Raw genomic sequence first — 5,038 nt, forward strand, 5'->3', positions numbered from 1 at the left:
ACTGCGCCCGTATAGCGCCAAAACCGCCGCATATTTCCGCCTTTTCAGCCAAAACCGAGAGTTCAGCCCCTAAAAAACGCCGCCTTTCAAGCCGCGTGCCCCCTCATCGGCATCAACACGCGCTTAGGGGCGGTTTATCGAGGTGTTCCGTCGCTAATAAGGCATCATCGATTTCTCCTGCCCCTTCCGCCGTGCCTGCAAAAAGAAGGGAAGCAAAGACCAATCCAGTGATCTCCTTCATGTATCCCCCAAAAGGAAGAGCGGGTTTACTCCGCGTGATACTGGGTATCCAAGGGAACAAAATGCCTCAGCGGCAATGTTTGACATTGCCGACAAAGAGGAATTTTTTCGTTACTCCTCAACAAAGGAGCAAGCCAAACTCCCAAATATTATTATGGCACAAAATAGGGAATTGGTGCAAAGATAATTCTTGGTATGCGAGCATTTTGTGAGCGTGAAACGCCTATAACGATAGAAATAGGAGAAAGGCATGCCCAAAAAATACCGCGCTTTGGTCTCGCTGCTTCCCGTTGCCTTAGCGGGATGCATCACGGCGTCTGCACATTCCCCGGCTCCTCAATTGAAACAGGAGGTGACTGCACCCGCGGCGCGGGTCATGATCGACGACGAATGCCCGGTGCCAGCGCCACAGACGCCGACTGGAGCGGTGGCTGCGGTACCCGCTCTTCTTATCGCTCTCGCTCCCGTCGCAGTCGATTTCAGCTTCAGTGTAATCAAGGATGTTCTTCAGCAGAAAAAAGACAACTTGAATGGCGAATTCGTGGCAACCGGTGCCAGTGCCCTCTGGAAAGATGGTCGGCTCAGAAAATGCTTGATCATTGCGCGCGGCCGGTTTGGCCCCGGCGGAATCGTCGAAAATGATGATGGCCAATTTGCTCCATTGACCAAGAGCAACATGAGATCCACCGGTTTAACCGAATTTCCGAACTTCTACCTGCAAATGACAATGGATTCGGCGGGTGAAGGCGGCATCACGCTTACGCCGAACCTCTTTGCTTATCGTGATACCGCGGCCGTGGATCGCGGATCAGGAACAAAATCGATCGCGGTGCTGCTCGCCATTGCCGAACAACCCTTCGTCAGCAAGGGTGGCGACACGGCGAAGAAGGACGAAGTGGTTGCCGGTGCCGCAGCGCGAGCGACCTTCACCTTTGCCGACCGAAAGATCGGCACCGTCTACAATGGATTGACCGCCACCGCACCGGCCGAAAACCTGTTCGCTGATCAAATTCGCCTCGTTTCACTGCGGCAGCCGGATAGGGCGGGCTCGACCGCTGTCGGTCACAACCTGATCGCCGTGGTCAGCGAGAGCGAAAGCAGCGGACGGATGTACGACATCGTACTGAAGACTCTGTCGGATAACGAAAAATCCATCGAGAAGGCTTTTTCCGACTTGCTTAGCGAAACGATCAAGGATGCATTCCCTGAAAAGAAGAATTGATGCGCGTTAGAAGGAGGCGGGGTGAGCTCTGCCTCCTTCCGGATCACATTCCCATTCGGTTCCCCAATACTGGGCAAAATAGTATCGCAACCATTTCTCATGCCGTTTCGAAACTCTTGCGGATCAATAACGCCGCCATGCCCCGCACCCAACGGTAAATCGTGTTCTTCGCCAAGCCCCAATGGGCGGCGACGTCGGTCGTAGCGTCGTGACCGCCATCATGCGCTTGAGCGCCACCGCGCCCGGACAATGTCTTCAGCCTGCTGGAAGCGTCAGATGTGCGGCGATGGTTTGCGTTCATCCACACCGCCACGCGCGTCTTCCCCATCGCTGTAAGCCCGTGCAAGGGCGACGTCCTGTGCCGGAGTGAGCACGGCATCGACGGCCCTGAGCAGTGCGGTCTCTTCCTTTTGAATATGCAGAACGAGGCCGTCGATCAACCGGTGTCCGAAATGGCGGAAGACCGGCCAGCTTTCCTCATCGAAGCCCTCACGCAGAGCCAGGGCACACAGCCGGGCGGTGCGGCGGACAAGCGGGCGCAGGGCTTCATGATCGGCCGACAGATCGGCCGTCATTTCGTAAGCGCCGGCGGCGGCGATCGGCGGGAAAAGGCTCTGTTCTTCCAAGGTGAAATGCCGTTCGAGGCCTTGGTCCAGTTCTTTGCCAAGGGTGGCGAGCAGAGCGCGGCCGTCCGCGTCCAGACGTGGGATGTCTTCCTCCGTGGTGCGTTCGAGGTAGGCTTCGAAAGCGTTCAGAAGGTCGATGGTCCGGTGATGATCGTCGTGCAGGAGTTGGCCGGTCTGGCTGTCTGTGTGCATATCCGAAGCCTTTTGAACGGAGGTCACGGGCCGGTGCCAACCCGTTCGGATTGGCGCCCGCGAAAGGGCAGCCGAAACGGTGAGCATCGCAAAGAGGAGTGGCATGCCGTTGCCGACATCCCATCGCCGCTCTCATCGATCGCTACACGCCGGATCGGCCACTCCAAGCGGTAAGGCTGACCAGTCGTGGGTCGTCGGCGTGGTCCACCAGCATGCGGCGGACACGCTCCTGCCATAGAGTGCGGAACTGCGCCGCTTCATCCGGTGAGGCCGCGCGGGACAGCACGCGCTGCAAAAGGTCGCGCATCGCTGGATCGGCCGGCACGACGCTGCCGTCAAGTGTCGCTTGCACGCCCATTCCCGTGTCGGTGCGGACGAAGGCCATCGCGCCTTGGATGCCGGCGCCGAAAGACAGGAGGTTCCGGCGGTCGAAGCGTCCACCGATGCCTTTGAAGCCCGTGTTCTCCGTCGCTCCGGTCAGCAGCGTGGCGACGCCAGCCATCACGCCGGCCACACCTTCGTCGGCGGCCTCACGAACTGATACCGCAACGGCCCCGCGTTCGGGCACCTCGTCGGGATACAGATGCTCCAGTGACCGCACGGTCATCAGGTAGGCGCCGGCGACGGTCGGGCAGGAATGGCCGGCCAGCCGCACGGCATCGGCATAGCCGTAATCAAGCAGGCCGCCCTCGGCCGCGCCGAGGAACGCGCTCAACGGATCGCGCACGACGAGCCGCGGCGCCGCATCATAAAAGGATGGAAAGGTCATGGGCGGATCATGCCACAACGATGACCGAGCCTCTTTGTCCTTGCGCAAACGGCACCTCGTTCGGCGTGGCCAAGAGCCGGCGGCAAGCACGGAATGCAAACAGGGGAAGGCAGGGTCTAACCCCCGCCTCCCCCTGCGCATCCCATCAGGGTGGGATCAATGCTTCATTTCGCCAAGCTGCTTACGGGAGTCGCCGCTCTTGTCGAGAATGATGCTGTCGTCCGCCTTGCCATCGACTTCCAGAATACCGATGAGCCCCTTGGTGGCACGGCTCAGAGCGTGGTCGACCAAGGCGTACTTGCCTGGGTAGTCGACCTTGAACTCCACCATCGTCGCTCCACCCGGCGCCACTGTGACCGTCTGCACGTTCTTCAGCGGCGGGGTGTCCAGGGCACCGAGGTTGTGGACGCGATCGAAGATCTCGCCAATGACATGGAACGACGAGGTGAAGTTCGGCCCGCCGACACCGAACCAGATGCGCACGGTTTCGCCCACACTGGCCTTCAACGGCTTGTCCTTCACCAGCCCACCCACGGCGCCGTTGAACACCAGATAGCCGGGCTTCTCGTTCACCAAGCCGTCGTAATCGTCCTCCGCGGCCGGCAGGTTCTTCGCCTTGGTGGCGTAGATTTCCTGCTGCATGACGTAGAACTCCTTGTCGACCTTCGGCAGGCCGCCTTCCGGTTCCACCACGATCAGGCCGAACATGCCCTTGGCGATGTGCTGAGCGACCATCGGGGTGGCGCAGTGATAGACGTAGACGCCCGGAGCCATCGCCTTGAACGAGAATTCCTTGGTCTGGCCCGGCTCCGCCTGGGTGATCTGTCCGCCGCCAAGGAAACCGGTGGCCGCGTGGAAATCAATGGAATGGTTCATGACCGACCCGGGTGCGTTCGTCATGGACACGTTCACCGTATCGCCGACACGGACGCGGACCATCGGGCCGGGGACCTTGTTGTTGAACGTCCAGTAAGTGTAGGTCGTGCCGTCATCCAGCTTGGCTTCGACCTCGGTCGTGGTCAGCACGACATTGTGGGTCTTGGGGGCGCGCTTGCCCGCCGCTTCCGGCGCCGGGACCGCCGCGGGGTCCTGGACGATGTCGACCGCCGGCTCCTTGACCTTCGGCTCGGCGTACAGCGTGGTGGCCGATGCAGCGCCAACCCCGGACAGGGCGATGAGGGCGGCGGCGCTGACGGTGGCGAGGAAGCTCTTGGTTTTCATGATGCGATCCAGGACGTTTGTTGCTTCTGAAGCCAACGTCCCAGATTTCAAGTTCCCGTTACTTGACGATCGTCAAGAATTTGAAGCCGGCGCAACGCCCCGATCCCTTCCAAGTTTTTGACCGCTTTTGTCACAATCTCAATAAATCGCCTGCCCGAGCGAGGGGGTCGAAGGGGTGAATGACCTGCAAAGGACTGAGAAACACCACAAATCACAAGGCGGACGCTGATGAGGCCACCAAGCGGCTCATTGTCCGTCCCGCTGGGAGCATGGCACCGGCCCGGCATCCCCTGCGACACCCCGCCACGGCCCAGGGTTGCATATTTCGGCTTCGAGAACCGCGTTCGGACGTCTCGAAAAACGGTAGCGCTGTTGGCGTTCCCGTGATTCCCTTGGTCTGAAGTGGGATGTGGGGGAGCATGGCCGGGCAACCTGGACTGTTCGATCTGCAGGATCGCTACACAGAGCTGAGCAAGAGCGGCGATCCGCTTGAGCGTCTGTTGTCGGTGGTGGATTTCGAGGCTCTCCGTCCGACGCTTGACGCGGCTCTGGGACGCAAGGATCGCTCGCGGGGCGGGCGGCCGCCGCTGGACGGGGTGATGATGTTCAAGATCCTGGGGCTCCAGGCGCTGTACGGCCTGTCGGACGAGCAGGCCGAGTATCAGGTGCGCGACCGGCTGTCGTTCATGCGGTTCCTCGGGCTGGGGTTGGGCGACCGGGTTCCGGACCGGACGACGATCTGGCTGTTCCGCGAGGCGCTGGTGACGG

At 60.5% G+C, this 5,038-nt stretch carries 5 protein-coding genes; 2 read left to right on the forward strand and 3 right to left on the reverse strand.

All coding sequences use genetic code 11. The features are described 5' to 3' along the window. The first annotated feature begins 490 nt into the window (after positions 1 to 490). Positions 491 to 1,462, forward strand: a complete 972-nt coding sequence (locus tag AC1DVI_RS31830; protein WP_476961383.1) for a hypothetical protein — start codon at positions 491 to 493, stop codon at positions 1,460 to 1,462. Positions 1,463 to 1,734: 272 nt separating this feature from the next. Here the strand turns inward: AC1DVI_RS31830 and AC1DVI_RS31835 are convergent, their stop codons facing one another. The 3 genes from AC1DVI_RS31835 to nirK form a co-directional block, all read right to left on the reverse strand. Then, entirely contained in the window at positions 1,735 to 2,280 is a 546-nt protein-coding gene (locus AC1DVI_RS31835) for a hemerythrin domain-containing protein (protein WP_476961384.1), read from the reverse strand. 142 nt (positions 2,281 to 2,422) lie between these two features. Further along, positions 2,423 to 3,049 carry an FmdE family protein gene (locus AC1DVI_RS31840; protein ID WP_476961385.1) on the reverse strand — a complete coding sequence of 209 codons (627 nt, stop codon included), beginning with the start codon at positions 3,047 to 3,049 and terminating at the stop codon, positions 2,423 to 2,425. Positions 3,050 to 3,205: 156 nt separating this feature from the next. Continuing rightward, positions 3,206 to 4,270: a copper-containing nitrite reductase gene (nirK, locus tag AC1DVI_RS31845; RefSeq protein WP_476961386.1), complete on the reverse strand. Its 1,065-nt coding sequence runs from the start codon at positions 4,268 to 4,270 to the stop codon at positions 3,206 to 3,208. A 419-nt stretch (positions 4,271 to 4,689) separates the two neighbouring features. On the opposite strand from nirK, the gene AC1DVI_RS31850 reads away from it, so the two are divergent. After that, on the forward strand, positions 4,690 to 5,038 hold a 349-nt coding region (locus AC1DVI_RS31850), incomplete at its 3' end, for a transposase (protein WP_476961387.1).

The sequence above is a fragment of the Azospirillum sp. P4_B5 genome (assembly GCF_056402275.1).

Bases quoted from the DNA above. Each gene is read 5' to 3' on its own strand.
- AC1DVI_RS31835 (WP_476961384.1), bottom strand. From the start codon at position 2,280: ATGCACACAGACAGCCAGACCGGCCAACTCCTGCACGACGATCATCAC.
- AC1DVI_RS31830 (WP_476961383.1), top strand. From the start codon at position 491: ATGCCCAAAAAATACCGCGCTTTGGTCTCGCTGCTTCCCGTTGCCTTA.
- AC1DVI_RS31840 (WP_476961385.1), bottom strand. From the start codon at position 3,049: ATGACCTTTCCATCCTTTTATGATGCGGCGCCGCGGCTCGTCGTGCGC.
- nirK (WP_476961386.1), bottom strand. From the start codon at position 4,270: ATGAAAACCAAGAGCTTCCTCGCCACCGTCAGCGCCGCCGCCCTCATC.